General features: G+C 61.8%; 22 protein-coding genes. 12 read left to right on the forward strand and 10 right to left on the reverse strand.

All coding sequences use genetic code 11. From position 1 onward, the window contains the following. Nucleotides 1-17: 17 nt before the first annotated feature. Nucleotides 18-254: a DUF1289 domain-containing protein gene (locus tag ACQY1P_RS14535; RefSeq protein WP_430256713.1), complete on the forward strand. Its 237-nt coding sequence runs from the start codon at nt 18-20 to the stop codon at nt 252-254. Then, complete coding sequence (locus ACQY1P_RS14540) at nt 251-955, forward strand: retropepsin-like aspartic protease family protein (protein WP_430254025.1); 705 nt, start codon at nt 251-253, stop codon at nt 953-955. Before ACQY1P_RS14535 ends, ACQY1P_RS14540 begins: the two co-directional genes overlap by 4 nt. Nucleotides 956-973: 18 nt before the next feature. Here the strand turns inward: ACQY1P_RS14540 and ACQY1P_RS14545 are convergent, their stop codons facing one another. Next, complete coding sequence (locus ACQY1P_RS14545) at nt 974-1948, reverse strand: AraC family transcriptional regulator (RefSeq protein WP_430256714.1); 975 nt, start codon at nt 1946-1948, stop codon at nt 974-976. 112 nt (nt 1949-2060) lie between these two features. On the opposite strand from ACQY1P_RS14545, the gene ACQY1P_RS14550 reads away from it, so the two are divergent. Then, nucleotides 2061-3263, forward strand: a complete 1203-nt coding sequence (locus ACQY1P_RS14550; protein ID WP_430254027.1) for an MFS transporter — start codon at nt 2061-2063, stop codon at nt 3261-3263. Nucleotides 3264-3351: 88 nt separating this feature from the next. On the opposite strand, the gene ACQY1P_RS14555 is transcribed toward ACQY1P_RS14550, so the two are convergent. The 5 genes from ACQY1P_RS14555 to ACQY1P_RS14575 all read right to left on the reverse strand — a co-directional run bounded on the left by ACQY1P_RS14555 (nt 3352) and on the right by ACQY1P_RS14575 (nt 9785). Beyond that, nucleotides 3352-4113: an ABC transporter permease gene (locus tag ACQY1P_RS14555; protein WP_430254029.1), complete on the reverse strand. Its 762-nt coding sequence runs from the start codon at nt 4111-4113 to the stop codon at nt 3352-3354. After that, complete coding sequence (locus ACQY1P_RS14560) at nt 4110-5048, reverse strand: ABC transporter ATP-binding protein (protein WP_430254031.1); 939 nt, start codon at nt 5046-5048, stop codon at nt 4110-4112. The genes ACQY1P_RS14555 and ACQY1P_RS14560 overlap by 4 nt, the downstream gene beginning before the upstream one ends. Before the next feature lie 125 nt (nt 5049-5173). After that, nucleotides 5174-6001: a sulfite exporter TauE/SafE family protein gene (locus ACQY1P_RS14565; protein ID WP_113110845.1), complete on the reverse strand. Its 828-nt coding sequence runs from the start codon at nt 5999-6001 to the stop codon at nt 5174-5176. Nucleotides 6002-6349: 348 nt separating this feature from the next. After that, complete coding sequence (locus ACQY1P_RS14570) at nt 6350-7699, reverse strand: extensin family protein (protein WP_430254033.1); 1350 nt, start codon at nt 7697-7699, stop codon at nt 6350-6352. 256 nt (nt 7700-7955) lie between these two features. Continuing rightward, nucleotides 7956-9785, reverse strand: a complete 1830-nt coding sequence (locus tag ACQY1P_RS14575; RefSeq protein ID WP_430254035.1) for a methyl-accepting chemotaxis protein — start codon at nt 9783-9785, stop codon at nt 7956-7958. Nucleotides 9786-10016: 231 nt separating this feature from the next. On the opposite strand from ACQY1P_RS14575, the gene ACQY1P_RS14580 reads away from it, so the two are divergent. Beyond that, nucleotides 10017-10412, forward strand: coding sequence for an acyl-CoA thioesterase (locus tag ACQY1P_RS14580; protein WP_062456448.1), 396 nt, complete (start codon nt 10017-10019; stop codon nt 10410-10412). A 65-nt stretch (nt 10413-10477) separates the two neighbouring features. Here the strand turns inward: ACQY1P_RS14580 and ACQY1P_RS14585 are convergent, their stop codons facing one another. Continuing rightward, a complete protein-coding gene (locus ACQY1P_RS14585) occupies nt 10478-11650 on the reverse strand; it encodes a DUF1501 domain-containing protein (protein ID WP_430254037.1) in 1173 nt (390 codons plus the stop codon). A 2-nt stretch (nt 11651-11652) separates the two neighbouring features. Further along, nucleotides 11653-13131 (reverse strand): DUF1800 domain-containing protein, encoded by a 1479-nt coding sequence (locus tag ACQY1P_RS14590; protein ID WP_430254039.1) that lies wholly within the window; start codon nt 13129-13131, stop codon nt 11653-11655. 421 nt (nt 13132-13552) lie between these two features. Between ACQY1P_RS14590 and ACQY1P_RS14595 the strand changes: the two genes are divergently transcribed. From ACQY1P_RS14595 to ACQY1P_RS14620, 6 genes are all read left to right on the forward strand, one after another. Then, nucleotides 13553-14455 (forward strand): HNH endonuclease, encoded by a 903-nt coding sequence (locus tag ACQY1P_RS14595; protein WP_325262686.1) that lies wholly within the window; start codon nt 13553-13555, stop codon nt 14453-14455. 96 nt (nt 14456-14551) lie between these two features. Beyond that, the gene (uvrB, locus tag ACQY1P_RS14600; protein WP_430254041.1) at nt 14552-17530 is read left to right on the forward strand and encodes an excinuclease ABC subunit UvrB; all 2979 of its coding nucleotides are present in this window, start codon (nt 14552-14554) and stop codon (nt 17528-17530) included. A 931-nt stretch (nt 17531-18461) separates the two neighbouring features. After that, nucleotides 18462-19916 carry a hypothetical protein gene (locus ACQY1P_RS14605; RefSeq protein WP_430254043.1) on the forward strand — a complete coding sequence of 485 codons (1455 nt, stop codon included), beginning with the start codon at nt 18462-18464 and terminating at the stop codon, nt 19914-19916. A gap of 58 nt (nt 19917-19974) precedes the next feature. Further along, on the forward strand, nt 19975-20442 hold the full coding sequence (locus tag ACQY1P_RS14610) for a DUF3828 domain-containing protein (protein ID WP_430254045.1): 468 nt from the start codon (nt 19975-19977) through the stop codon (nt 20440-20442). A 142-nt stretch (nt 20443-20584) separates the two neighbouring features. Then, the gene (locus ACQY1P_RS14615; protein WP_062456430.1) at nt 20585-20782 is read left to right on the forward strand and encodes a hypothetical protein; all 198 of its coding nucleotides are present in this window, start codon (nt 20585-20587) and stop codon (nt 20780-20782) included. A 639-nt stretch (nt 20783-21421) separates the two neighbouring features. Beyond that, nucleotides 21422-21808 carry a hypothetical protein gene (locus ACQY1P_RS14620; RefSeq protein ID WP_430254047.1) on the forward strand — a complete coding sequence of 129 codons (387 nt, stop codon included), beginning with the start codon at nt 21422-21424 and terminating at the stop codon, nt 21806-21808. A gap of 61 nt (nt 21809-21869) precedes the next feature. Here ACQY1P_RS14620 and mazG read toward each other — a convergent pair whose 3' ends face one another. Both mazG and ACQY1P_RS14630 read right to left on the reverse strand, forming a co-directional pair. After that, a complete protein-coding gene (gene mazG / locus ACQY1P_RS14625; protein ID WP_430254049.1) occupies nt 21870-22700 on the reverse strand; it encodes a nucleoside triphosphate pyrophosphohydrolase in 831 nt (276 codons plus the stop codon). A gap of 17 nt (nt 22701-22717) precedes the next feature. Continuing rightward, entirely contained in the window at nt 22718-23299 is a 582-nt protein-coding gene (locus ACQY1P_RS14630; protein WP_430254050.1) for a nucleoside deaminase, read from the reverse strand. Between the two features lie 224 nt (nt 23300-23523). On the opposite strand from ACQY1P_RS14630, the gene cysG reads away from it, so the two are divergent. After that, nucleotides 23524-24966, forward strand: coding sequence for a siroheme synthase CysG (cysG, locus tag ACQY1P_RS14635; protein WP_430254052.1), 1443 nt, complete (start codon nt 23524-23526; stop codon nt 24964-24966). Then, entirely contained in the window at nt 24966-25280 is a 315-nt protein-coding gene (locus ACQY1P_RS14640; protein ID WP_209901054.1) for a DUF2849 domain-containing protein, read from the forward strand. The genes cysG and ACQY1P_RS14640 overlap by 1 nt, the downstream gene beginning before the upstream one ends. The last annotated feature ends 1 nt before the right edge of the window (nt 25281 follow it).

Here is a 25281-nt window from a genome sequence, read left to right on the forward strand (position 1 = left end):
CCCACGATATGAACGCGATGATTTCGCCTTGCACACTCATATGTTCGATCGACATGAAAACAGGCTTTTGCGTCGGCTGCGGCCGCACTGGCAACGAGATAGCCGGATGGACCGGTTTCACCGATGAAGAGCGCGTTCAGCTGATGGATCTGCTGCCGACACGTCTCGATACCGTCGAACCCGGCAAGCTCCGGGAAGTCAGTCGCAGGAGAACCTCAGACGCCAAGATCAGGAAGGAAACAAGCACCGCATGAACGGCTTTACCGTTGTCCTCCTCATCCTCGGTGCCGGCCTGGCGCTACTCGTCTACAACCATGACAGCGGCCGAACATTCGGCATGGCCAACGAGGATTTCGGCAGCCTCGTCTATCTGATTCCGATCGCGGCACTTTTATCCGCCGGCGTCCTGCAGGGCCGCCGCGGCAACCTCGGAACCGTTGCCCGCCAGCTTGCCATCTGGCTCGTCATCATCATGGCGCTGGTCGCAGCCTATCTCTACCGAAACGATTTCAGCAGCTTTGGTGCCCGAATGACGGCAGGGCTGATGCCCGGCACCGCGGTTGTCACCACCTCCAGCGACGGCAGCAGCGAAGTGGTCATCCACAAGACGCTCGGCGACCATTTCAAGGCCAATGTCGGCGTCGACGGCAAGGTCCTGCCGATGCTGGTCGATACCGGTGCAAGCAGCATCGTATTGACCTACGAAGATGCACGCCGCATCGGCCTTGATCCTTCGGCGCTGAGCTACTCGGTAACTGTCATGACCGCCAACGGCCGCGCCCAGGCAGCGCCGGTGCGTTTGAGCGAAGTCTCGATCGGCCCGATCGTCCGGCGCGATGTCCGCGCCACGGTGGCGGAAGAAGGCAGGCTCGACGAAAGCCTTCTCGGCATGACCTTCCTCTCCACACTCAGCTCGATGCAGATGCAGTCCGATGAGCTGAGGCTAAAGGATTAGCGGCTTCCGCTGCCAAACCTACTCGGCAGCGACCAAGGACACCGCAGCAAGGGGCGCCAGCGCTCGGACCGGATCGGCCTTGTTGCGATAATGGCTCGGCGGATCGCCGATCACACGTTTGAAGGCGCGGCTGAACGAGGCCTCGGCGTCATAGCCCAGCCGCTCGGCAACCATCGCCACGCGCATCCCGTCCTTCAGCCACAGCCGGGCCTGGTGCATCCGCACCCGTGCCACATACCGCGCCGGCGTCTCGCCGACGACGCGTGCGAACCGTTCCGCAAAGCCGGAGCGGGAGATGCCCATCAGCCGCGCCAGCTCGACATTGTTCCAGTCGCGCTCGGGCTGCAGATGGATGGCCGCGAGCACCCGGCCGACATCGGGGCTCCGGACGGCCGCGATCCAGCCGCGGGTCTCGCCGCAGCCGTGTTCGACCCAGGTACGGATCATCGTCGCCATCAGTACGTCAGCGAGGCGCGCCAGAATGCCGCCGGCGCCGACACGGTCCATATCCACTTCGCGCGTCATCGCCTCGAGAAGATGCGGAATGGCCGGGTCATCCTTGGCGAGATCACTGGTCAGCATCGTCTCCGGCATCATCTGCAAAAGCGGATGCAGCCGGTCGACGTTGAAGCGCAGGGAGCCGCTGAACACCAGCGTGCCGCCGCTCTCCGCCGTATTGCAGCACTTCAGATCATAGATGCCGGTGCAGACTTCCTTGCGGCCGTAGTGTTCGAACGGCAGGGTCGGCGCATCGGCAGCACTCGCCAGAACATGCGCCTCGCCCCGCGGGATCAGCACCGCGTCGCCGGTTTTTAGTTCCTGCCAGTCGCCGGTTTCGGTCTTGATGATCGCCCGGCCGCATTTGATGAAATGAAACCGCGCGGCGTCCTGCGCCGGAAACGCCGTTCCCCACGGCTCGGCCAGACGGCAACGACCGTAGTCGACCCCGTCGAGACGCAAGCCCCGCAACATCTCGGTCAGCGGATCGGAAATGAGCTCAGCAGTCAGATTGGACGAATGATCAAGCATATCGGATTATCTAGCATGGATCATCCGGCGAGTGAAGCCTATCCAGGGCGCATCATTCAGTCAGGAGTCTATACCAATGGATATGAGCGTCCAACGAGCCACGTCGCCGCAGGCCGACGACACACCCGCGCGCTGGGGAGCTGTCATATCGTTGACGCTTGGCGTCTTCGGCCTTGTCACCGCGGAATTCCTGCCCGTCAGCCTGCTGACGCCGCTGTCGGCGGATCTCGGCGTCGGCACCGGCGTTGCGGGCCAGTCGATCACCACGACCGCCGTCATTGCAGCCATCGCCGGCCCCGGCGTCATCATCGGCACCCGCAATATCGACCGGCGCTGGACGGTTCTCGCCCTGACCACGCTTCTGATCATTTCGAGCCTGCTGGCGGCGGTCGCCAACCACATCGTCACCTTGCTCGCCGCCCGTGTCCTGCTCGGCATCGGTCTTGGCGGCTTCTGGGCCATGTCGGCAGCATTGGCCATGCGCCTCGTGCCGCCGGCGCGCATGCCCCGCGCCATGGCCATCATCATGGCAGGTGTTTCGCTTGCCACCGTCTGTGCCGCCCCGCTTGGCGCCTGGCTCGGTTCGACGCTCGGCTGGCGCTCGGCGTTCTATCTCTCCGCCGCCATCGGCTTCGTTGCGCTTGCGGTTCAGGCCTTCACCCTGCCGGCCCTGCCCCCCACCGGTCATGCTGGCCTTGGAACGCTCGCGGCCCTGATGCGCCGCCCGCCCATCCGCACCGCGCTGTTCACCATCCTTCTCTTCGTCGCAGGCCATTTCGCCGGCTTTACCTATATCCGTCCATTCCTGGAGCAGGTGCCGCAGCTCGACGTTGAAACGATCTCGCTCATCCTGCTCGGCTACGGCATCGCGGGCTTCGTCGGCAATATCCTCGGCGGCATCGTCTCGGAACGCAGCGCGCGCCTGTCAGTGACCATCTTCGGCAGCCTTGTCGCCGTATCGGCGCTGATGCTGGCCGTTGCAGGCGCCTCGCTCGTCGTCTCGGCTGTCGCAATCGCCCTCTGGGGTCTCGCCTTCGGCGCATTCCCGGTGAGCATCCAGAGCTTCGTCGTTCGTCACGCACCTGACGAGGCCGAAAGTGCGGGTGCGCTCGTGATCCCCGCCTTCCAGATCGCGATTTCAAGCGGTGCCGTCCTCGGTGGCATCCTGATCGAAACCCAGGGGCCGATCGCGGTGATCTCCCTGCTCGGCATCGCCGCGCTCGCCGGCACCTCGATCATGGCCGCCCGCGGCGAACGTCGCCGACTGTCACTGGGCTAGACAGCCCTGAACCCACGCCCAAAAGAAACGCCCGCAACAGCGATGTTGCGGGCGTTTCTGTGACTGGCCGCTGGCAAAGACCGCCCCGTCAGTTCCGCAACCGATACCCGGTCTTGAACATCCAGGCCAATACCGACAGGCATATCACCAGGAACAGCGCGATCATGCCGACCGAGATCATCGGATTGACGTCGGCGATTTCATAAAAGCTCCAGCGGAAACCGCTGACCAGATACAGCACCGGGTTAAGGTGGCTGACCGCCTGCCAGAAGGGTGGCAGCATGTCGATCGAGTAGAAGCTGCCTCCGAGAAACGTCAGAGGCGGGACGACCAGCATCGGCACGACGTTCAGCTGCTCGAAATTCTTCGCCCAGATGCCGATGATGAAACCGAACAGGCTGAAGGTCACAGCCGTCAGCACCAGGAAGAAGATCATCATAAATGGATGGGCGATGCGGATTTCCACGAAGAAGGACGCTGTCGCCAGAATGATCAGGCCGATGATCAGCCCTTTGCTCGCCGCTGCCCCCACATAGCCGAGGAGAACCTCCGTCATCGCCACCGGCGCCGACAGGATCTCGTAGATCGTGCCTGTGAACTTCGGGAAGTAGATGCCGATCGAGCCGTTCGAAACGCATTGCGTCAGCAATGTCAGCATGATCAGGCCCGGCGTGATGAACGACCCGTAGGACACGCCCTCGATGGTCTGGATGCGCGAACCGATAGCCGTGCCGAACACGATGAAATAGAGCGACGTGGTGATGACCGGCGACAGCACGCTTTGCAGCAGCGTGCGGCGCATGCGGGCCATCTCGAAGAAATAGATCGATTTGACGGCTTCGAAATTCATGCCTGTTCTCCCGCTTTTTCAGCCACCAGCGCCACAAAAATATCCTCCAGCGAACTTTGCCGCGTGGAGAGATCGCGGAAATGAATGTTTTCCCGCGCAAGCGTCGCCAGAAGCGAGGCGATACTGTCCTGCGCTTCCTCGCCCTGGTAGTCGTGGATCAGCGTCGTGCGATCGTCGGACAGCGTCAGATTGTAGGATTCTAGGCTTTCCGGCAGCGCGGAAAGTGGTGCTGCAAGCTCCAGCCGCAACTGCTTGCGACCGAGCTTCGTCATCAGCTTTGCCTTTTCCTCCAGGAGCAGAAGGCTGCCGCCATCGATGACGCCGACGCGGTCGGCGATCTCCTCGGCTTCCTCGATATAGTGGGTGGTGAGAATGATCGTGACGCCGCTTTCGCGGAGCTTTTCCACCACCAGCCACATGTCACGGCGCAGGTTGACGTCGACGCCGGCGGTCGGCTCGTCGAGGAACAGCACTTTCGGCTCATGCGACAGCGCCTTGGCAATCAGCACGCGACGCTTCATGCCGCCGGAAAGCTCGCGCAGCATGCTGTCCTTTTTCGTCCAGAGCGAGAGGTCCTTCAGGATCCGCTCGATCAGCGCCGGATCCGGCTTGCACCCGTAAACGCCGCGCGAAAAGCAGACGGTGTTCCAGACGGTTTCGAACTGGTCCGTGGTGAGTTCCTGCGGCACCAGTCCGATCAGCGAACGGGTCTTGCGAAAGTCCTTCACGACGTCGTAGTCCCCGACTTTGACAGTTCCGGAACTCGGGTTGACGATCCCGCAGATGATCGAGATCAGCGTCGTCTTGCCGGCGCCGTTGGGGCCGAGAAGCGCTAGGATTTCGCCCTCCTCGATATCGAGATCGACGCCCTTCAGCGCCTGAAAACCATTACCGTAGGTCTTGGTCAGCTGGCGGATGGAAACGATAGAAGTCATTGTTACTCGCTGGGAGACTTGAATGGGGAAAGTATTTTCTGGATTGCCACGAATATAGGTTCAACGCGTCGTGCAACCATCCCCCGGTGGTCGAATATTGCGTTCGGATTTCGCGACCAATGGTGTCAGGCAAACACGCTTAAGAAGAACTGGATCGAAATTCCCACCAGAAACAGCGCGAAACCGAATTCCAGCTGCCGCTTAGACAGCGCGTGCGCCAGCCTTGCGCCGTAAGGTGCCATCAGCAGCGTCACCGGGATCAGCAGAGCCACCGCCATCCAGTTGATGTAGCCGGTGGAAAACGGCGGCAGACCGGGCTCACCCCATCCGCCCCAGACGTAGCCGATCAGGCCCGGCAGCGAAATCAGCACGCCGACGCCGGACGATGTCGCGACGGCCTGATGGATGGAGCGGCCATAGAGGGTCATGAAGGTGTTGTTCATCACACCGCCGCCAATGCCCATCAGGCCTGAGAGAATACCGATCCCCGTGCCAACCAGGAATTTGACCGGGTTCTTGGGCAGATCGTCGCCCAGCTGCCAGCTTGCCCGGTTGAATATCATGCGCAGCGCCAGAAGCAGCGAGATGACGGCAAAGATGATCCTGAGCTCGGTGCTGGACGACCATGCCGCGACGACGGCGGCGATCATCGTGCCGAGCGGCACGGCAATGATCCAGCCCTTCAGGAGATCGATGTCGACAGCGTCGGCGTTTTTCTTTCGATGCGCCATGAACGAGCGGATCGACGTCGGCACGATGATCGCAAGCGAAGTTCCGAGCGCCAGATGCATGCGCACCGCATCGGAAATGCCCAACAGGCCGAACACGTGGAAAAAGATCGGCACCAGGATCGCCCCGCCACCGATCCCGAACAGACCGGCGAGAAGTCCCGCCAGCACACCGGCGGCCAGAAGTGCTGCGATGAAAGGCAAAAGGTCTGCCAGCGGCGGCATGAGAGGCTGCATCGTTCGTCTCCGAAGGCAGCGCTAGAAAATCGGATTCTGCATGCCGCTGTCATTTTCCCGTGACGTTCTGACAGCATGATTGCGCAGAGGCAAGCAATGGGCGCCCGGTTCCAGGTTTCTGGAGTGCCGCAACACCAAACCGGTCGGCCGTTATCACCAGATCCTTTTCAGCATTTTCTTTCGCTTGCCGCATCACCCCGCCTCAGCCAAAGGCGGGTCTCCTACCGGGAGACAGGCTTCCCCCCGCGAGCCCTCTCCATTTCGCCGGCCTCCGGGTGAAAACCCCGAGCCGGCTTTTTTTTGCGGGCTTCGGCGTCAGCAACCGTAGCGTGGACGTCAGCTACAGTAGCGCCGACCGCCCTTGCGCGGGCGCAGGTCGAAGTGGAAGTGGTTCCAGTGCTCGGCATTGCTACCGGGTCCGAGCACCGTGTTGAAATACTTGCAGCTGTCGGTCCGCACGGATTTGAGCAGCGCGCCCTCGCGGAAGGAAAACAGCCCCTTCTTGCGCACGTTGATATCGTGACCGTTCTTCAGCACGATGGCACCGATATCGATCGCATTGCCCTTGGCATGTTCCGACATCGGGTTGTAGCGCTGCCGCGAATTGTTCATGCGGCGGCAGGAATAGCCACCCATCGGCTGGATCTTCTGGATGCCCGAGAGGTAGCGCAGACGTGCCGATGGTGCGAGTTCGCTCTTCACCCACTTGGCGAAGGCAAGCGTCACCTGACAGTTCAGCGTCACCGCCGGCTTGACATCGATGCCGCCGGAAAGACCGGAAAGCTTCACGGGGTAGTCGACGCCGCAGCTCGGACCGTTGGAGATGCGCGGCTGATCCCGGAACTCGACGCCCATCCGGCGCAGTTCCGCCCGGCAGCTCACTTCCGATTGCGGCATGACGTTGCGCAGAAACGGCTTGTCCGGCTCGCTCATCGGACCCGACTGGATCGTTGGATTGTTCGGACGCAGCATCGCCACCTGCTGGCTGCGAACCGGCGCACGGCTCGGCGGCGTCACGGGCGAACGGTCGCCCCAGACCTGGCTACCGCCGGCCAATCCGTCATTCATCATTTCATCGCGCGCGCCCGCGCCGGAACGCTTCGGCGGCACAATGACACGATCATCTTCGACGTTGGAAATCGGCTGGCGTCTCGCACTCAGTGCACGCGGATTGTCCGTGCCGATGCCATCGACCACCGGCTGGTCGCCGACGCCTTCGGCGATATCGCTGTCCTGCTCTTCCGCAAGGCCCGTCACACCGCTCTCGTCCGGATCGAAGCCGAGCTCGCTATCCATGTTGACGCCCTCTTCAGGCGAGGCGGTGGGCATTCCGCCCTGCCCGAGCGGCGAGGAGGATACGGGTGGCGCCAGCGAGGCTGACTGCATCGGTTGCGGCGCGCGCAGATAATGTCCCCCGTCACCGGGAGGGCTGTTCGAGGCGACCGGAGCATTCATCATGCCAACAGAAGCGGCTGGCGAAGGACCAGCCTGATAACCGGCGTTTGTCTGGTAGGGCGACTGGGCGATCGTGTCGGGCGGCAGCGGCGCGACAGGCTGGATCGCGCCGACGCGCGTCCCGCTATCGATCGACGCAGGCGGAACGAGGTCGCTGGAAGAACAGGCCGCAAGCAGGGTGGAGACCATCAGCAGCGCCAAAGCTTTGCGCATAAAAGTCTTCGGGGCCATCCGTTGGGCCTGCTTCTCGAGAAGCGCATACGCCATACCAGTTGCCACCCTCTGGTGCCGAAATCACACAAGCGCAAATTGTAGGAAGATTCGGTAAATGAAGCCTTGCCCAATCGAGGCCGTTTCATGGTCATTTCATGCAGGCAGCGCGAGCTGCCACACACTACAACTGCACCTTTGTGAAGACCATCAAATGTCCGCCGCGCGTAAAAACGCCCGCCCGCAAGCTGCGGACGGGCGCATCGACGTCAGTCACTCAGGCCGCGCGAACCCGGTCCGGTTGACGAGTGTCCCTTACGGCCTCGCCATTCAGTCGGAAGGTCGAAAGCAGATGCTGCAGATGATGGCTCTGTTCGGCCAGGGTCTGGCTGGCAGCCGTCGTCTCCTCGACCATGGCGGCATTCTGCTGGGTCATCTGGTCCATGTGGTTGACAGACGCGTTGATCTCCCGAAGCCCACCCGACTGTTCGTGCGCGGTCGTTGCGATCGTCTCGACATGGGCGTTGACCTTTTCGACCAGCACGGCAATCTCCACCAGCGCATCACCGGTTGACCGCACCAGCGCGACGCCGGTCTCGACTTCGTGAACCGAGGTGCTGATCAGCGTCTTGATCTCCTTGGCGGCGTTGGCCGAGCGCTGCGCCAGTTCGCGCACTTCCTGCGCAACGACTGCAAAGCCGCGACCCGCCTCACCTGCCCGTGCCGCCTCGACGCCGGCATTGAGCGCCAGAAGATTGGTCTGGAAGGCGATCTCGTCGATGACCCCGATGATCTGGCTGATGCGGCTGGACGACGCCTCGATACGGCCCATAGCATCCACCGCGCTGCGGACGATCTCTCCGGAACGGCCGGCACTTGCCTTGGTCTCGGCGACCATGACGCGTGCCTCGCGAGCCCGCTCCGCCGCAGTTCCGACTGTCGCGGTGATCTCGTCGAGTGCGGCGGCCGTCTCTTCCAGTGCCGCAGCCTGCTGCTCGGTCCGCTTGGCAAGGTTGCCGGTAGCGCCGGAAATGTCGGAAGCGCTGTCGCGCACCACATGGCCGGTTTCCGAAATTGCAGCGATGGCATTGTGAAGCGCTTCGACCGCCGCATTGAAATCGCGCCGCAGCTTCGCATAATCAGCGCCAATATCACCGAGCGAAACGGAGAGGTTGCCGGCGGCAAGTGCCTCCAGCGCCCATCCCAGCTCGCCGATCGCCCGCGCCTGTCTCTCGGCCGCAGCACCGCTGCTGCGCTCGCTTTCGGAACGCTCCGTCGCCATGGCACGCTGGTGAACGGCCTCGCGTGCCCGAAGTGCCGCACTTTCTTCGACGCTGTTGCGCAGCACTTCGACGGCACGTGCCATCTCGCCCACCTCGTTCGGATAAGCCGTGCACGGAACCGCCATGTCGGTCTCGCCGGCCGCAATCGCGGTCAGCACGCCCTTTACCTGACGGATCGGTCGGGTCACGCTTCTGACCACAAACCAGGCGCCGGCAAGCAGCAGCACCGCACCACCCGCAAACATGGCGGCAAACTTCATCGCGTCCTGGCGGAACATCGCCTGAAGGTCGTCCGTATAAACACCGGTACCGACGATCCAGCCCCAGGGCGAAAAGCCGATGACATGCGAGTATTTCTCGACCGGTTCGGCGGCACCGGGCTTTGGCCAGTAATAGTCGACAAAGCCCTGACCGCCAGCCTTCACCACATTGGTGAATTCCACAAACAGGAATTTCCCGTTGGGGTCCTTGTTCTGGGTCAGGTCGGACCCGTTCAGTTCCGGCTTGATCGGATGCATCACCATGGTCGGGTGCATGTCGTTGATCCAGAAATACCCCGATCCGCCGCCATAGCGCATGGCGCTGATGATGGCCTTGGCGGCTGCCTGCGCCTCGTCACGGCTCATCGTGCCGGCAGCTTCGAGACCCTGGTACTTCTTCAGGATGGCAACAGCGGTGTCGTTCATCTGGGCAAGACCCGCCTTGCGCTCCTGCTCCGACGAACGATAGCTTTGAAACAGGCTGAACACCATCGCGCCACCGAGAATGACGAGCGACAGGACGACAAGGCTGTAGAGACGCCAAGAAATAGCGATACGCTGCATAGTTTCCCCCTCCAGTAAAACTGCGCGGAGCTTAGGTGAAGAGGGTTAGCAGGTCGTAAAGCATGTAAGCGGCGGAAACACTTACTCGGATTGGGTGCGCACGCACTAAAGCGGCATGTATCCAAGCCATGTTGCTGGAGCATTGCTCCAATCCAAAACAAGGGTGGGCCGGACCCGTCTTTCGCTCTAGTCTGGTCTCAACAGATACGAGACTCAGCAAGGACGTGACGAATGACCGAACAGCCGCAACCTGCCTCTCCGACCGGCGAACTGACACTTCGCACACTTGCGATGCCGGCCGACGCCAATCCAGCCGGTGATATCTTCGGCGGCTGGGTGATGGCCCAGATGGACCTTGCCAGCGGCATCCGCGCCACCGAGCGGGCGCATGGCCGCACGGTGACCGCAGCCGTGAAGGAAATGGCATTCCAGCTCCCCGTCAAGATCGGCGACACGTTGAACGTCTATACCGAGATCACCCGCGTCGGCACGAGTTCGATCACGCTGAATGTCGAAGCCTGGGCCCAGCGCGCGCGCTACCGGATGCTGGAAAAGGTAACGGCCGGGACCTTCGTCATGGTGGCGCTGGGAGACGACGGCAAGCCAAGACCCGTTCCCGCAGAATAGTGGCCAGGTCGGACCGGCCCTAGTCGATCCCTGCAGATAGCCGGTCTATCGCTGTAGATAGCCAGTTACCCCTGAAGATAGATGGAGGACCTGTCGAAGGACAGCCCGGGAAAGACGCGCGACGTCAGCTTGTCCGGTGCAATGCCGAACTGCTTGTGCAGCATGGCCGCGGCGATCTCGCGCACATCGCCGGTCGGCATCAGATCCTGGCCATCCAGAAGCCTGTCCTCGGCAAGACCGGGCCACGTCCCCATCACCTTCCCACCCGACACCGCACCGCCGGCGAGAACGGCAACGCCGCCGGTGCCGTGATCGGTTCCGCCGGTGCCGTTCTCGCGTACGGAACGTCCGAATTCCGTGACGGCCAACACCACCGTGCGGGCCCAGGCGTCAGCACCCAATGCGTCCTTGAGCGCCACGATGGCAGCGGCAAGCTCGCCAGCCACCGATCCGAACTGGCTAGCCTGTTCGCGATGCGTATCCCAGCCGTTGATCGAAAAGCTGGCAATCCGGTAGTCTTCCCGCAGCATGCCACCGGCAAGCCGCGCCATGTCGACGACGCTGCGGCTCCGCTTCTGACGGTACCCGTCAGCCGAAAACCCCGTCCGCTTGACCTCCTCCATCGCCGCGGCAAACGGCGCATCGGCTGCGTAGAGCCGCTCGAGAAAGCCGATCTCGTCCTGCGCCATCTCCACGTCGCCCGTTCCCGGACGGTTGTCGGCCTTGTTCGGCCCGCTCAGGATCAGTTCCATCGACGTATGGATGTCGAGCGCCTTGCGACCGTCGGTGCGCGGAATGACCGCCAGCGTCCGGTTGAGCCAGCCACTCTTCTGCGATGCGTCGGTACCACCGTTTTCCAGCATGGTCTGGCCGTCGAAATGACTGCGCCCGTCGCGGTAGGGCGTCGCGACCGCGTGCACGAAGGAAAGCGCATTCTCCTGCCAGAGCGGCATCAATGCCGACGCCGCCGGGTTGAGACCGAAAAATCCGTCGAGATCAACAAGTCCGGTCCCGGGCGTCAGACCGAGCGTCGGTCGCAATCCGGCGAAAGCCGCATCGCCATAGGGCTGCACCAGATCCAGGCCGTCCATCCCTCCGCGCAATATGATCGTCACGAACCGGCTTTCGCCAGGAGCAGCCGCAACGCTGAACGGTGTCAGCACGGGTGCGGCAGCGGCACAGCAGGCGCCGGCCAGAAAGCCGCGGCGGGAGAGCGAAAAGCCTGGCTTGATCGTCATCGCTATCTCCTGTTGAACTCGGGCGACGCCAGAACCATCGCGATGGCGTGGTTGGTGTTGGGTGCCTGAGCAATCACGTCCCTGGTATTCTGGCCCGCCGCGTCCCCGAGCGCCGCATCGAGAAATGTGCCGGGATCGCGCCTCTGGCCGAAACGGCCGGCCATCAGCCGCGCCCAGGCGATCCGCTCGCTCAGCTGGCCCGGCGACAGCCAGACACTCGCCAGGTCGGCATAGCCGGCCGGGCTCGGTGGCTGCCAGATCGGCTGGTCCATCCGCTGGAGCGCGGCAAGCGTCAGGTCGTTGGCGCGTGCGGCACGTTGCTTGGCATCCTCGCGGGCAGCCGTGCTGCTGGCCATCTTCAGCGCCTTTCGCATCGGTCCGTCGTCTTCCTGCTCATCGTCGTCCATCTCGTCCAGCAACCGGGAGAGGTCTTTATCGGAAATGTCGACGGCTCGGAATCCGGACACGACGAATTCGAACGGACGCTTGATCTTCTGTCCAGGATCGCTCCAGGCACGGGGATGATTTAGAATGGCACGATAGACGGCCTTCAGATCGCCCTCGGTTTCAGCCCAGGCTGCCGTCATCGCGGCAACCAGATCCGCCGGGGGTTCGTCGGCAACGAAGTGGATCACCAGTTTTCGGCAGACATGTTCCGCCGTCATCGGGTTCAGCGCCAGATCCTCAAGCATCCGTAGATGGTCCTGGCTCCCCGCCTCGTCGTCCTCATAAACCTCTCCGAGCAGGCTGATCGAGCCGCCTTCGGAAATGCGTGGCCGGTAGACGACTTCGAGAGCGCGGCGATCGACCGACAGTCCCGTCAGGATCAGCGCGGCGGCCCGGACATCCTCCTGGGTATACCCGCTCCCAGCTCCCAGCGTGTGCAGTTCCAGCAGTTCGCGGCCAAGGCTTTCGTTCACGGCACGCCCGCCCGGCCGCCCCGCGGGGGCGTCCATGCCGGCACCATCACTCTGGTCGAGATAGATCAGCATCGCGGGATGCAGCATGGCGGCTTTCAGCAGGTTCGCGAACGACCCGGCCAGATTGGGACGGATCGCCTCCGCCTCGTACAAAGGCACGACCATCCGCATCGGCAGCGACTTGAGCGCGCTGGTGGAAAAATGGTCCGTCCAGAACGATGCCAGCCGTTCGTGAAACCCGAAGGGCGACAGGATCGCCTGCGCCAGCCGCGCCATCGCATCCTGCCGATAGATCTGCAGCGCTTCCTTCTGGGTTTCCTTGCGAATGCTTTCGTTCGGCTTGCCGTCCTTGGCCGCCTTCGCCTCGGCCGCCCGCAGCGACATCACGCGAGACGCAGTCTCGCGGCGGCCACCCGCTCCCTCGCGCGGAAAACGCGGCTTCCGCTTTGCGGCCTGGTCGAGCTGGGCCAGCAGAGCCTCGGCATCGCGCGGCGGCTCCTCGCCGGGACGCAATCCGTACCCGTAGCGAATCGCTGCCAATGTCGGTCTCGAGATCGCCATCCGGCCACTCCTGTTTCAGTCTCCCAAATTCGGAGACGAATGTGTCCGAAACGAAAGACAATTACGGCCATTTCGCGACCCGGACGATTTGCCGCCAGCCAACCGCGGTCTGGGACCGAAGAACCTCGGAAGTGGCCCCTCTAAACGATTGCCATATGCCTCGGCAAGAATGCCATCACTGCGATATCGCGAACGACGGCTTGCCTGTCCAGCCACGGTCGATACAACATTCTGTCATCCGGTTACTTTACGGCAGGGACTTCGAACACGACGGGGCGACCCGCAGGCCGGATCCACAACGTTCTCCCGCTCAACACCGGAACGGGCTCAACCTTTGCGACGCCCTTTAGCGATTGCGGTCAGTCCCGCGCCGGACTACCGTCGCGCGAAAGAAGTGAACTGCTCATGCCGGGGAAGCTGAATGGTCAATGCCGTCTTCTACCACAAGGAGGACACCACCTATAAGGACGTGAGAGGCAAGGTTTACCATTTCCCTGGCAGCTACCTTTCCCGCGTGGTCCAGACGATTGGAAGCCTGATCGTTTACTATGGCCCGCTACCCGGTGTGACCGGCCGTCACTACTCGGGCATTGCCCGCGTCCGCGCCGTCGAGCAGGATCCGGACCTTGCCAACCACCACTTTGCGCGTCTCGACGAATACATCGATTTTGATAGACCGGTCGACTACCGAGAAAATGGTGGCTTCGAGCGTCAGCTGGTAAGACCTGACCTCTCCGTCAATGGCGGACGAAGCGTGCAGGCGGTACGACTGATCGACGCCCACGAATTCTCTGCGATCGTGGAAGCAGGGCTTTCCGAACCGGACGAATGGCCAGCTCGCATCGATAGCATTGACGATGCCATGCCCGCATGGACCATGGGCGAGCCGCCACAGGACGCGTACATCGCCGCCCCCGAACCGCGAGCAATCATCAGCCAAGTCATCAACCGGCCGTTTCGCGACCTGAAATTCCGGCAGCATGTCCGCAAGGTCTATGACCGTCGCTGCGCTTTTACGGGCCTGCGTCTCATCAACGGTGGCGGACGGCCGGAAGTCGAGGCGGCGCACATCATTCCAGTCGAACGGGGCGGCAACGATTCGGTACAGAACGGCATCGCCTTGTCCGGCACGGTGCACTGGATGTTCGATCGCGGCCTGTTGTCGCTTGCCGACGACTTCAACATATTATGCTCACGCCACCTCAATGCCGACGTTTCGCATCTGCTCGTACCCGACCTGATGGCGCGTGTGCCGGCCGAAAGGCACCTGCGTCCGCATCCCCATTACATTGCCTGGCACCGCGATAACATCTTCAAGCAGTGATGCCGGGTTCGGCCCGCCCACCCCGTTGCCCTTTTGTACTCATTTTCCCACCATCCCCCTCTTCACTTTCCACCATCCCGCCTCCATATTCGCGGCATGGCCAGATCTCCGAAAAAATCTCCCTCCTCCAAGCCCAGCGGTTTCGAGGAATCCCCGCAATCGTCGTTTGAAGGCGCGCCGCTGGAGGGGAATGTTTCGGACTGGGTGAGACAGCTGGAAGCCGAGGCGGAAATGTCCGGCGTCGAGACCCAGCGCGAGATCGCCTCCAAGGCCGGCAAGCACCGCAAGAAGATCGAGATCGCCGCCCGCGAGGAGGCCATCAAGGCCGCCGCGAAAGACACGCCGAAAACCGCAAAGCACACGACCTCGTCGAAATCGTCCCGCGGCACGTCGATGGGCGGCTCGTCCGATCCCAAAACCCGCGCCGCCGCCGGTCTCAATCCGGTTGCCGGCATGGACGTGTCGCTGGAGGAGGCCGAACACCTCGCCACCGGCGCCGTCACCGCCACGGTGGAGGCCCTGTCGGCGCTGATCGAAAGCGGCAACCCGTTGTTCAAGGACGGCAAGATGTGGACGCCGCACCGTCCCCACCGTCCGGAAAAGTCCGAAGGCGGCGTCACCATCCGCATGGCCTCGGACTATCAGCCCGCCGGCGACCAGCCGACTGCCATCAAGGATCTCGTCGAGGGCATCAACAACAACGAACGGTCGCAGGTCCTGCTCGGCGTCACCGGTTCCGGCAAGACGTTCACGATGGCCAAGGTCATCGAGGCCACGCAGCGCCCGGCCGTCATCCTGGCGCCCAACAAGACGCTGGCGGCGCAGCTCTATTCGGAATTCAAGAACTTCTTCCCCGACAACGCGGTGGAATATTTCGTCTCCTACTACGACTATTACCAGCCGGAAGCCTATGTGCCGCGCTCCGACACGTTCATCGAGAAGGAATCCTCGATCAACGAACAGATCGACCGCATGCGCCACTCCGCCACCCGCTCGCTGCTGGAACGCGACGACTGCATCATCGTCGCCTCGGTCTCCTGCATCTATGGTATCGGCTCGGTCGAGACCTACACCGCCATGACCTTCCAGATGGCCGTGGGCGACAAGCTCGACCAGCGCCAGTTGCTGGCCGATCTCGTGGCCCAGCAGTACAAGCGCCAGGACATCAATTTCATCCGCGGGTCGTTTCGCGTGCGCGGCGATACGATCGAGATCTTCCCGGCCCACCTTGAAGATGCCGCCTGGCGCATCTCGATGTTCGGCGACGAGATCGATTCGATCACCGAATTCGACCCGCTCACCGGCCACAAGACCGGCGACCTGAAATCAGTCAAGATCTACGCCAACTCCCACTATGTGACGCCGCGCCCCACGCTCAACGGCGCCATCAAGTCGATCAAGGAAGAGCTGAAGCTCCGCCTCAACGAGCTCGAAAAGGGCGGCCGCCTGCTGGAGGCGCAGCGTCTGGAACAGCGCACCCGCTACGATATCGAGATGCTCGAGGCGACCGGCTCCTGCGCCGGCATCGAGAACTATTCGCGCTATCTCACCGGCCGCACGCCCGGCGAGCCGCCACCGACCCTGTTCGAATATATCCCTGACAACGCCCTGCTCTTCATCGATGAGAGCCACGTTTCCGTCAGCCAGATCGGCGGCATGTACCGGGGCGACTTCCGCCGGAAAGCGACGCTCGCCGAATACGGCTTCCGCCTGCCGTCGTGCATGGACAACCGCCCGCTGCGCTTCGAGGAATGGGATGCGATGCGCCCCCTCACCGTCGCCGTGTCGGCAACGCCCGGCAACTGGGAAATGGAACAGGCCGGCGGCGTGTTTGCCGAACAGGTCATCCGCCCGACAGGCCTCATCGATCCGCCGGTCGAAGTCCGCTCCGCCCGCAGCCAGGTCGACGACGTGCTCGGCGAGATCCGCGAGACCGCCGAAAAGGGCTACCGCACCCTGGTCACCGTGCTGACCAAGCGCATGGCCGAAGACCTCACCGAATACCTGCATGAACAGGGCGTGCGCGTCCGCTACATGCACTCGGATATCGACACGCTGGAACGCATCGAGATCATCCGCGATCTGCGCCTCGGCGCCTTCGACGTGCTGATCGGCATCAACCTCCTGCGCGAAGGTCTCGACATTCCCGAATGCGGCTTCGTCGCCATTCTCGATGCCGACAAGGAAGGTTTCCTGCGCTCGGAAACATCGCTCGTCCAGACCATCGGCCGCGCCGCCCGTAACGTCGATGGCAAGGTCATCCTCTACGCCGACAAGATCACCGGCTCGATGCAGCGCGCCATGGACGAAACCGCCCGCCGCCGCGAAAAGCAGGTCGCCTACAACACCGAACACGGCATCACGCCTGAGTCGGTCAAGGCCCGCATCTCCGACATTCTCGACAGCGTCTACGAGCGCGACCACGTCCGCGCCGATATATCAGGCGCTTCGGGCAAGGGTTTTGCAGACGGCGGCCACCTCGTCGGCAACAACCTGCAGAGCCATCTCAACGCCATGGAGAAATCCATGCGCGACGCCGCAGCCGACCTCGATTTCGAAAAGGCCGCCCGCCTGCGCGACGAGATCAAACGCCTCAAGGCCTCCGAACTCGCCACCATGGACGACCCGATCGCCCGCGAGGAATCCAAGGCCCAGGAAGGCGTCCGCCGCAGCGCCGAAGCCACCCGCACCTCGCTGGGCGGTGGCAAAGGCAAAGCCGCCAAGACCGGAGACGAGGCGTCTCCCTCCTACTTCGCCAAACCCTCGCTCGACGACATGGGCCCGGGCACCGACACGGCCACCCCACTCTTCCGCCGAAACTCCCTCGACGAGATGACCGTCGGCCGCACCGAAAAACCCGCCCCCGGCACCCTGCCGGAACGCCCGCCGGAAACGATCAGCACCAAGAAACGCTTTTCGCCGCTGCTGGAAGGCCAGCCGGAACGCGGCGAAGGCAAGGACGACCCGCGGCCTATCGTCCGCGGCAAGGTCGGCGCCGGAAGCTACGAGGATGCCGGCGACGCCAAGCAGCAGAAGCGCAGAACGAAGGGCAAGACGGGACGGCCGGGCCGTTAGCCACCGACACGACGGCCGCGAATAGGCAGCGATCACTCGCCCTCAGGCATCCCGGAAACCACCTCCCCCTTGAGGGGGGAGGTCGCCGCACCGCGGCGGGTGGGGGTGACCCGCCACAACCACCAACCATCACCCCACCCCGAACCTCCGGTCCGACCCTCCCCCTCAAGGGGCGGGTAAAGGATCGTCGGCGCCGGAAGCTACGAGGATGCTGGCGATGCCAAGCAGCAGAAGCGGCGAACGAAGGGGAAAACGGACCGACCGGGCCGGTAGGCACCGACAGGACTGCTCCGAATAGGCAGCACTCACTCGCCCCCGGGAATCCCGGAAAACACCTCCCCCTTGAGGTGGGAGGTCGCCGCAACGCGGCGGGGCCCGCCAAAACCTCAAACCATCACCCCACCCCGGACCTCCGGCCCGACCCTCCCCCTCAAGGGGCGGGTAAGGAAAGTCGGCGCCGGGAGTTACGAGGTTGCCGGCGACGCCAAGCAGCAAAAGCGGCGTACGTAGGGAGGACGGGATGGCCTGGCCGGTAGGCACCGACATGACGGCTCCGAAGAGGCAGCGGTCACTCGCCCTCGGGAAACCCGGAAAACACCTCCCCCTTGAGGGGGGAGGTCGCCGCAACGCGGCGGGTGGGGGTGACCCGCCAAACCCTCAAACCATAACCCCAACCCGGAGCTCCGGTCCGACCATTCCCCTCAACGGGCGGGTAAGGAAGGTCGCCGCCGGTCGTTACTTGGCGTCACGGACGCTTTCGACGAGCCCGTGATCGCAAGTAGGAAACCTGGATAGGTTGCAATGCAATGCGGCAACTGCATAAGACTGTCGACGACCACACTGCATCATAATCAATTTTTCCATGTCTAACCAAGGATTGCATATGTAATCAGGGTAGCTAAAATGCCTGGAAGGATAGGGGCAACCACCGATGTCAGTCTTTGCAACAGAATTCCAAGTTTCATCAAAAGCAGATAGGGCGAACTTTCTCTCTCAGGTGATTGCTTGGCTGCGCGGTAACGAATCCAGCCGAGTTTTAGATGGCAATGCTTTGCATGACTTTGACAAAAGCTTCGCACACATCAAAGCGGAAAACGGCGAGGAACTAATATTTCGTGAATTGATCCGTAACGGCTCACCTGCCGCAATCGGTTTCCGCCATGATCTTCCTGATGCAAACGGCCGCTTATGGCGTACAGAAACTGTACTCAAATATGCAAACTCTACTGATGAAACAAATTTCATCAGCTTTAAGACCCAATGCATCGCAGTGGGCCCGGCGGCGCGTACCGATACTCCGAGAAAGCCATACCTTATCAAGTCAATAATTAGGGACCAATGGCCCGCAGCCGACGGACGATTGGTTCCCAATGATCAGCCGATCTGGCTTGGCAGAGACGCGGATAGTTTGGCGATAGCAAGCTCGGTATTCGAATGCAACGCAACCATCAGTCTGCCTGTCATATATGTCTCTGCTACATCGGCCAGTAGATGGTTTTTGGACAAGAATGGCTTAGAAAAACTGGCGTATGATCTGGGTGGCGTAGCCCATGTAGTAGTCGAACCATCTCGAGGTTTTTCTTTTCAACTTAGAGATGCGACCAAAGGCTTAAATTCCTACGGAGGAGCGCTGGCTGTCGTCGTTCCAAAATATGGAATCATGCAACGGATTCGTCCAATCGAAGGCATGAACTCTGAAAATGACCTCCAGCAAAGCCTAAAAAATGGAGCCATAACGATTCGGTCGCGAATGCCATCTGCAGGCTGGGATTGGCTAAACCTGCAAGAGGCTAGCCTTCAAGACTTTAGGATTAGTGAGAGAAACCGCCTCAGCGTCCACGAAATTGAGAGTATATATCAAGACGAAATAAGTACCAAAAACGAGAAAATCCGTGATTTAGAGACACAGCTATCTAACCGTCCAATTACATCGGTATCCGAAAGCGAAAATCGTATTCATAGCGTTCTTAACGCCGAATTCTTTCGAAAAGTTGGAGAAGAGACTTATCCCAACGAATTTGCAGATCGGCTTCGGCTAGCCGCGATGTCGTGCGTTAAACATGCCGACATTGATGGATTGGACGCACGAAGCAAGGCTTTTTTAAACAACTATATTCAAGCGACAAAATTTTCAGAAGATCTCAAAGAGCTTCGAAGGGATCTGAAGCGGGCGTCGCGAGACCCTAAGAGAATTACTACGGAAATGACAGACCTTTTGAGCCGTCATGGATACTCGGAGAAATCTGATAACAAACACATTCGACTAGAACCAAAACTAGCTGGCCTAGAGAGTATTACACTCTCAAAGACGCCAAGTGACCATCGAGGTTTAGAAAACGCTAGGAAGCAAATTGAAAAATCCCTTGGAATCACAAAACTAGGCTAAAGTATATTCAAGTGCTGCTTGTTACCTCTTCCCTCCATCTTACAACTCGACCTTCCCCATGCGCACCCTCATCACCCTCATCACCCTCACCCTCCTCGTCCTCTCCGCCCTCCCCACGCTCGCGGCCGAGACCTACAAAACCCCGGAAGCGCTGATCAAGGCGCTCTATGCCTATGATCTCGACAAGACGCCGGCGGATGCGCCCTCGCCTTACCAGCCGTTCTTCTCGCGCGGGCTGGCCAAGCTGTTTGTCGCCGATCGCGCCCGGACGTCCGATGACGAGATCGGCACGATCGATTTCGATCCGGTGATTTCAGGGCAGGATGGCGAGGCGACGAATGTGCGGCTCGGGCCGCTCAAGGGAAGCGGCGACCGCGTCGAACTCGATGTGTTCTTCCGCAATTTTGGGCCGGTCACGTTGCATTACACGCTGGTGCGCGAAAACGGCGGCTGGAAGGTGGATGACATCGAAAACCGCAAGGGTGAGGCCAAATGGGGCCTGCGCGATCTGCTCGGCGGCCACTAGATCCGTCCGGGATCGCGGCGCCAGCCTTGGCCGCCTGCCAAAGCGCCCGCACATCCCCATACACCATCACCACCCGCATTCACCCTCCATCAACCCCTTCCATGCGATACCTTCTTCACAACGAAGATGGAGCACAGCCACGATGATTGGCTTCAAGAACACCCACAATCAGCCCGTTTACGTCAATCAGGCTCAGGTCCTTTACGTCACCACCTATGAGGAAGACGTGTCGGTGATTGCGCTGGCGGTCACGGGTGCCGGTGGCAAACCGGTGACAATCCATGTTCGCGGCAGCGTCGATCTCGTGCAGTCAAAACTGGCCGGCACCGCGCCGCGCTGAGCGGCAGCTTTTCGCGGCAAGGGCGCAACGCCCGCATTTCCGTTCCGCGAACGCGCCTCGAAATTTGAGCTTTCCTGAGCGCATCGGCAGATTCTGGCGCAGCGACCCATTAAATTTCAAAGACTTAACGCATGTTACATCCTCGCGGATTTTTTCCGTGCCTATAATGCTGCGTTCCGTCGCGGATACACCGGGAGGCGTCCCGGCGAGGCTGAACCGGCGCGGGTCATGGGGAAAGGACGCAAAACCCCATGCTCCGGGTCCGCGGAAAATGGTCTCCCTCCGGCGACACGGGGGAAACAGGCGGGTCACGGACCGACCGCCGGTTTCCGATGCCCGAAAGAGCGCGCCGGATGTGCCTGTGCGGCACACAAGGTGGCCCGCCGGGTGGTTTCGCCGGATTCCTGATCCGTCGGAAGCACCGGGAAGCTGGCGGCGAACAACCGCCCGGCCGGGTCATTGCAGAGAGACCGGAGTCGCGGGCAAAAACCGCTGAACGGGGTGCCGAAAGGTGTCACCCACTACTTTCTATATCGAGGCAGCTTCCGGCGCCCCGTCCGAATTTTCCATCCCTCGATCGCCAAGGTACACGTCTGCCCTGCGCAGGCGGATCATCCGAAACCGGAAAGGAGAAGCACCATGTCTCTCGAAATCACGGAAATCGAGACCCATCTGGCATGCTGCACGGCCGAGATCCTGGCCTTTCCGCAGGCCTGCCTCCGGCGCGAATGCCGTCGCGCCAACCGATGCTTGCATGTCGATGTAGACACCGGCGCCCCTGCCTGTCTGATCAATTTCGGCCCCGACTACCCCGAAAGCTTTACCCTGATCTACCTCATCGCGCTTGCCGCCCGCGCCGATCTCGGCCGGCAGGGCATGATGTTCGCATCGCCCTCCGCCATCGAGCGTGAATTGCAGGATGCCTGTGTCGAGGTCGCCCGAAACGCGCTACCGGACGAAGATGCCAAGCGATGGATGGCGGCCTACCGGGCCCGTGAAAAACTGCCCCCGCCATCCCTGCCATAACGCGGACTGCGGAGAGAAACAGCCCCGCCGGGCCGAGATAGGCGGCACGAAGCCAGCGGGCTTACAGCGCCCGCTCAATCGCCTTCGCCGCCTGCCAAAGCCCCTCCATCCGCTCCAGGGTCGCGGCCTCCAGCGTCTCGCCTGATTTCTGAAGTTCCGTCTCGATATGGCTGAAACGTCTCCGGAATTTGGCATTCGTCCCGCGCAACGCCGTCTCCGGATCGGCGTCCACATGGCGGCCGATATTGACGAGGGCAAAGATAAGGTCGCCGAGCTCGTCGGACACTTTTTCGGGCTGTCCGGCGGCCAGGGCCTCGCGCAGCTCGGCCACTTCCTCCTCGATCTTGTCGAGGATCGGGCCCGGTTCCGACCAGTCGAACCCCACACGGGCGGCCTGCTGCTGCAGCTTCACGGCCTCGCTCAGCGCCGGCTGGGCCCGGTGCACGCCGCCGAGAAAGCCGGATTTGGCTGTGTCGGTCGTGCCGCGCAGCGCCCGCCGCTCTGCCCGCTCGCGCTTCTCCTCGGCCTTGATCGCATCCCACTGAAGCTTCACGGCACCCGGCGTATCCGCATCGGAGCGCGCAAACACATGCGGATGCCGGCGGATCATTTTGGTGGTGACGGCCTCGACCACGTCGCCGAATGCAAACGCACCGGCTTCCTCCGCCATCCGCGCATGGAACACGACTTGCAGCAGCAGGTCGCCCAGCTCCTCGCGCAGATCGTCCATGTCATGCCGCTCGACCGCATCGGCCACCTCGTAGGCCTCCTCGATCGTATAGGGAATGATCGTCTCGAAACTCTGTTCGAGATCCCACGGGCAACCGGTCACCGGCGTGCGCAGCGCCGCCATGATCTCGATCAGGCGGGAAATATCCTTCGAAGCATGCATGCCGAAATCCTTGCCGTTCAATTCAGCGGTATCGTGTTGTCAGCCTTGCCGGCCTGATAGCTCTGCGACAGCAGCTGGTAGCGCTGCCTGATCCGCTCCGCCCGGGCCTTCAGGTCCTGCCGGATGGCGTCGTCCTCTTCGGCCTCGATGAGGTCGCTGATGAAGTAGGAATTCCAGAACGCGTTGGCGCGGCGGTAGCCGCCCGGCTCCAGCCCGAACACCTCCTTCAGAATCTTCAGGTCATGCGGAATGGCAAACGCGTCGCGGCTGTCCTCGTGGCTAAAAAACGAGTAGAAATTGTCGAACCCCGCCCAGGTAATCGCCGACATGCACATCGTGCACGGTTCATGAGTCGAGAGGAAAATCAGGTCCTTGGCGGAAAGTCCGGAATCAATCTCGTAGAAGCGCTTCAGCGTGTGCACCTCGCCATGCCAGAGCGGATTTTCCAGCTCGTTATTGGTCTCGGCAATCACCAGCGACAGATCGGACTTGCGCAGGATCGCCGCCCCGAACACCTTGTTGCCGGCGGCAACGCCCGTTTGGGTCAGCGGCAGAATATCGTGCTCGATGACATCGAGAAGGCGGGAAGCAATGGTCATGGGGCACTCATCTCCAGGTCTGCCGCTGAGCGAAATTGAACGGGTGTAGGGTGATGGCCGTGCAGGGCTGCACACAATAAACGGAAGGTTGGCGGTGGCTTTTGCTCAAGAAGCGAGCGAACGGGAAACAGAAATACCGGTGGCCCCGGCCTTTTGCACATCCATTTCTTCAATTATGCCACCGTATTGTGGATATTCGGGTTCATATGATGCAGGATAATCGCATGTCTCAGAGCCTTCAACGCCTGTCGGTCTTCCCGGCGTTTTTTCGCGTGCGCGGAAAAAACATTGCCGTGTTCGGCAACGGCGACGAGGCCTATGCCAAGGCGCGGCTGATTGCCAATACGGACGCGCAGATCATCGCCTATGCGGATGATCCGCAGGCCGATTATGCCGCATGGCTCGCCGAGCACAAGATCGAGCCGATCCGCGAGACTTTTGCCGCCGATCAGGTCGCCGGCGCCACGCTCGTGTTTGCCGCAACCGGCGATCAGGCGCTCGACCAGACCATCGTCATTGCTGCCCGCGCGCAAGGCATTCCGTCCAACGCCGTTGACCAGCCCGATCACTGCGATTTCTTCACGCCGGCACTGGTCAACCGCGCCCCGCTCGCCATCGCCATCGGCACCGAGGGTGCTGGTCCTGTTCTTGCCCAGATGATCCGCGCCCGCATCGATCAGATGCTGTCGCCATCGCTCGGAAAACTTGCCTCGCTTGCGACCGATTACCGCGACGCCGTCGAACGCGCCGTCCCGCGCGGCGTCTCGCGCCGCATTTTCTGGCGCCGGTTCTTCTCCGGTGATGTTGCCGATGCCGTCGACGCCAACGATCATACCGCCGCCCGCCGTGCCGCAGACGCTCTTCTCTCGGTCACCGGCAAGGCCGAAGGCAAGATCTGGCTGGTCGGCGCCGGTCCAGGCGCCGAGGATCTGCTGACCTTGCGGGCCCAGCGCGTGCTCATGGAAGCGGACGCGATCGTCTTCGATGCGCTGGTTCCGCAGGCGATCGTCGATATGGGCCGCCGCGATGCGGAACGCCTTTCGGTCGGCAAGCGCAAGAACTGCCATTCAAAGAGCCAGGCCGAAATCAACCGCCTGCTGGTCGACCTCGGTCGTCAGGGCAAGCGCGTCGTGCGGCTGAAAAGCGGCGATCCGCTGGTCTATGGCCGCGCCGGCGAAGAGATGGCTGCCTTGCGCGAAGCGGGCATCGCTTATGAGATCGTGCCCGGCATCACCTCGGCCTTTGCCGCTGCTGCCGATTTCGAGCTGCCGCTGACCCTTCGCGGTGTCGCCTCGTCGCTGATCTTCACCACCGGCCATGACCTTTCCGGCAAAGCCCTGCCGGATTGGGCAAGCCTTGCGATCTCCGGTGCTACCATCGCCGTCTATATGGGCCGCACGGTCGCAGCATCGGTCGCCGAACGGCTGATGCGGGCCGGCGTCTCGCCGCTCACCACCGTCGCCGTGATCGAGAATGCCAGCCGCACGGACCGCAAGCTGTTCCATGGCGTCCTCCAGGAACTGCCGGCGCTCGAGGCCCGCGCCGATCTCGATGGCCCGGTCATGGTGATCATCGGCGAAGCCGTCGCTGGTGCGAATTTTGAGAAGTCCGAACCGCTTTCCGCCTTTGCAAGGACGGTTGAGCGGGCAAGCATTGGAGTGGAATAATGGCCGACAAGGTTCTGACTGCCAACCGCCTGTCTGATGGCATCGCCGTATGGCTCGATGCCGCCGGCCGCTGGACGGAAAACCTGCAGGAAGCGCTCGTGGCGCGCCATGCGGAAGCCGTTTCCTCTCTGGAAGCGATCGGCAAGCGCGACTTCGCCGAAAACAAGGTTGTCGACGTCAATGTCATCGATGTCGAAGAAACCGAAGGCAAGTTGTGGCCCACACGTCTTCGGGAACGCATTCGTGCACAGGGCCCGACAATGGATTATGCTGCCGGCTACAGCCACGCCGACCCGGCATTTATCGCAGTCTGAT

This window comes from Neorhizobium sp. DAR64872/K0K18, assembly GCF_050500175.1.
In the GTDB taxonomy this organism is placed as follows: Bacteria; Pseudomonadota; Alphaproteobacteria; order Rhizobiales; family Rhizobiaceae; genus Neorhizobium; species Neorhizobium soli.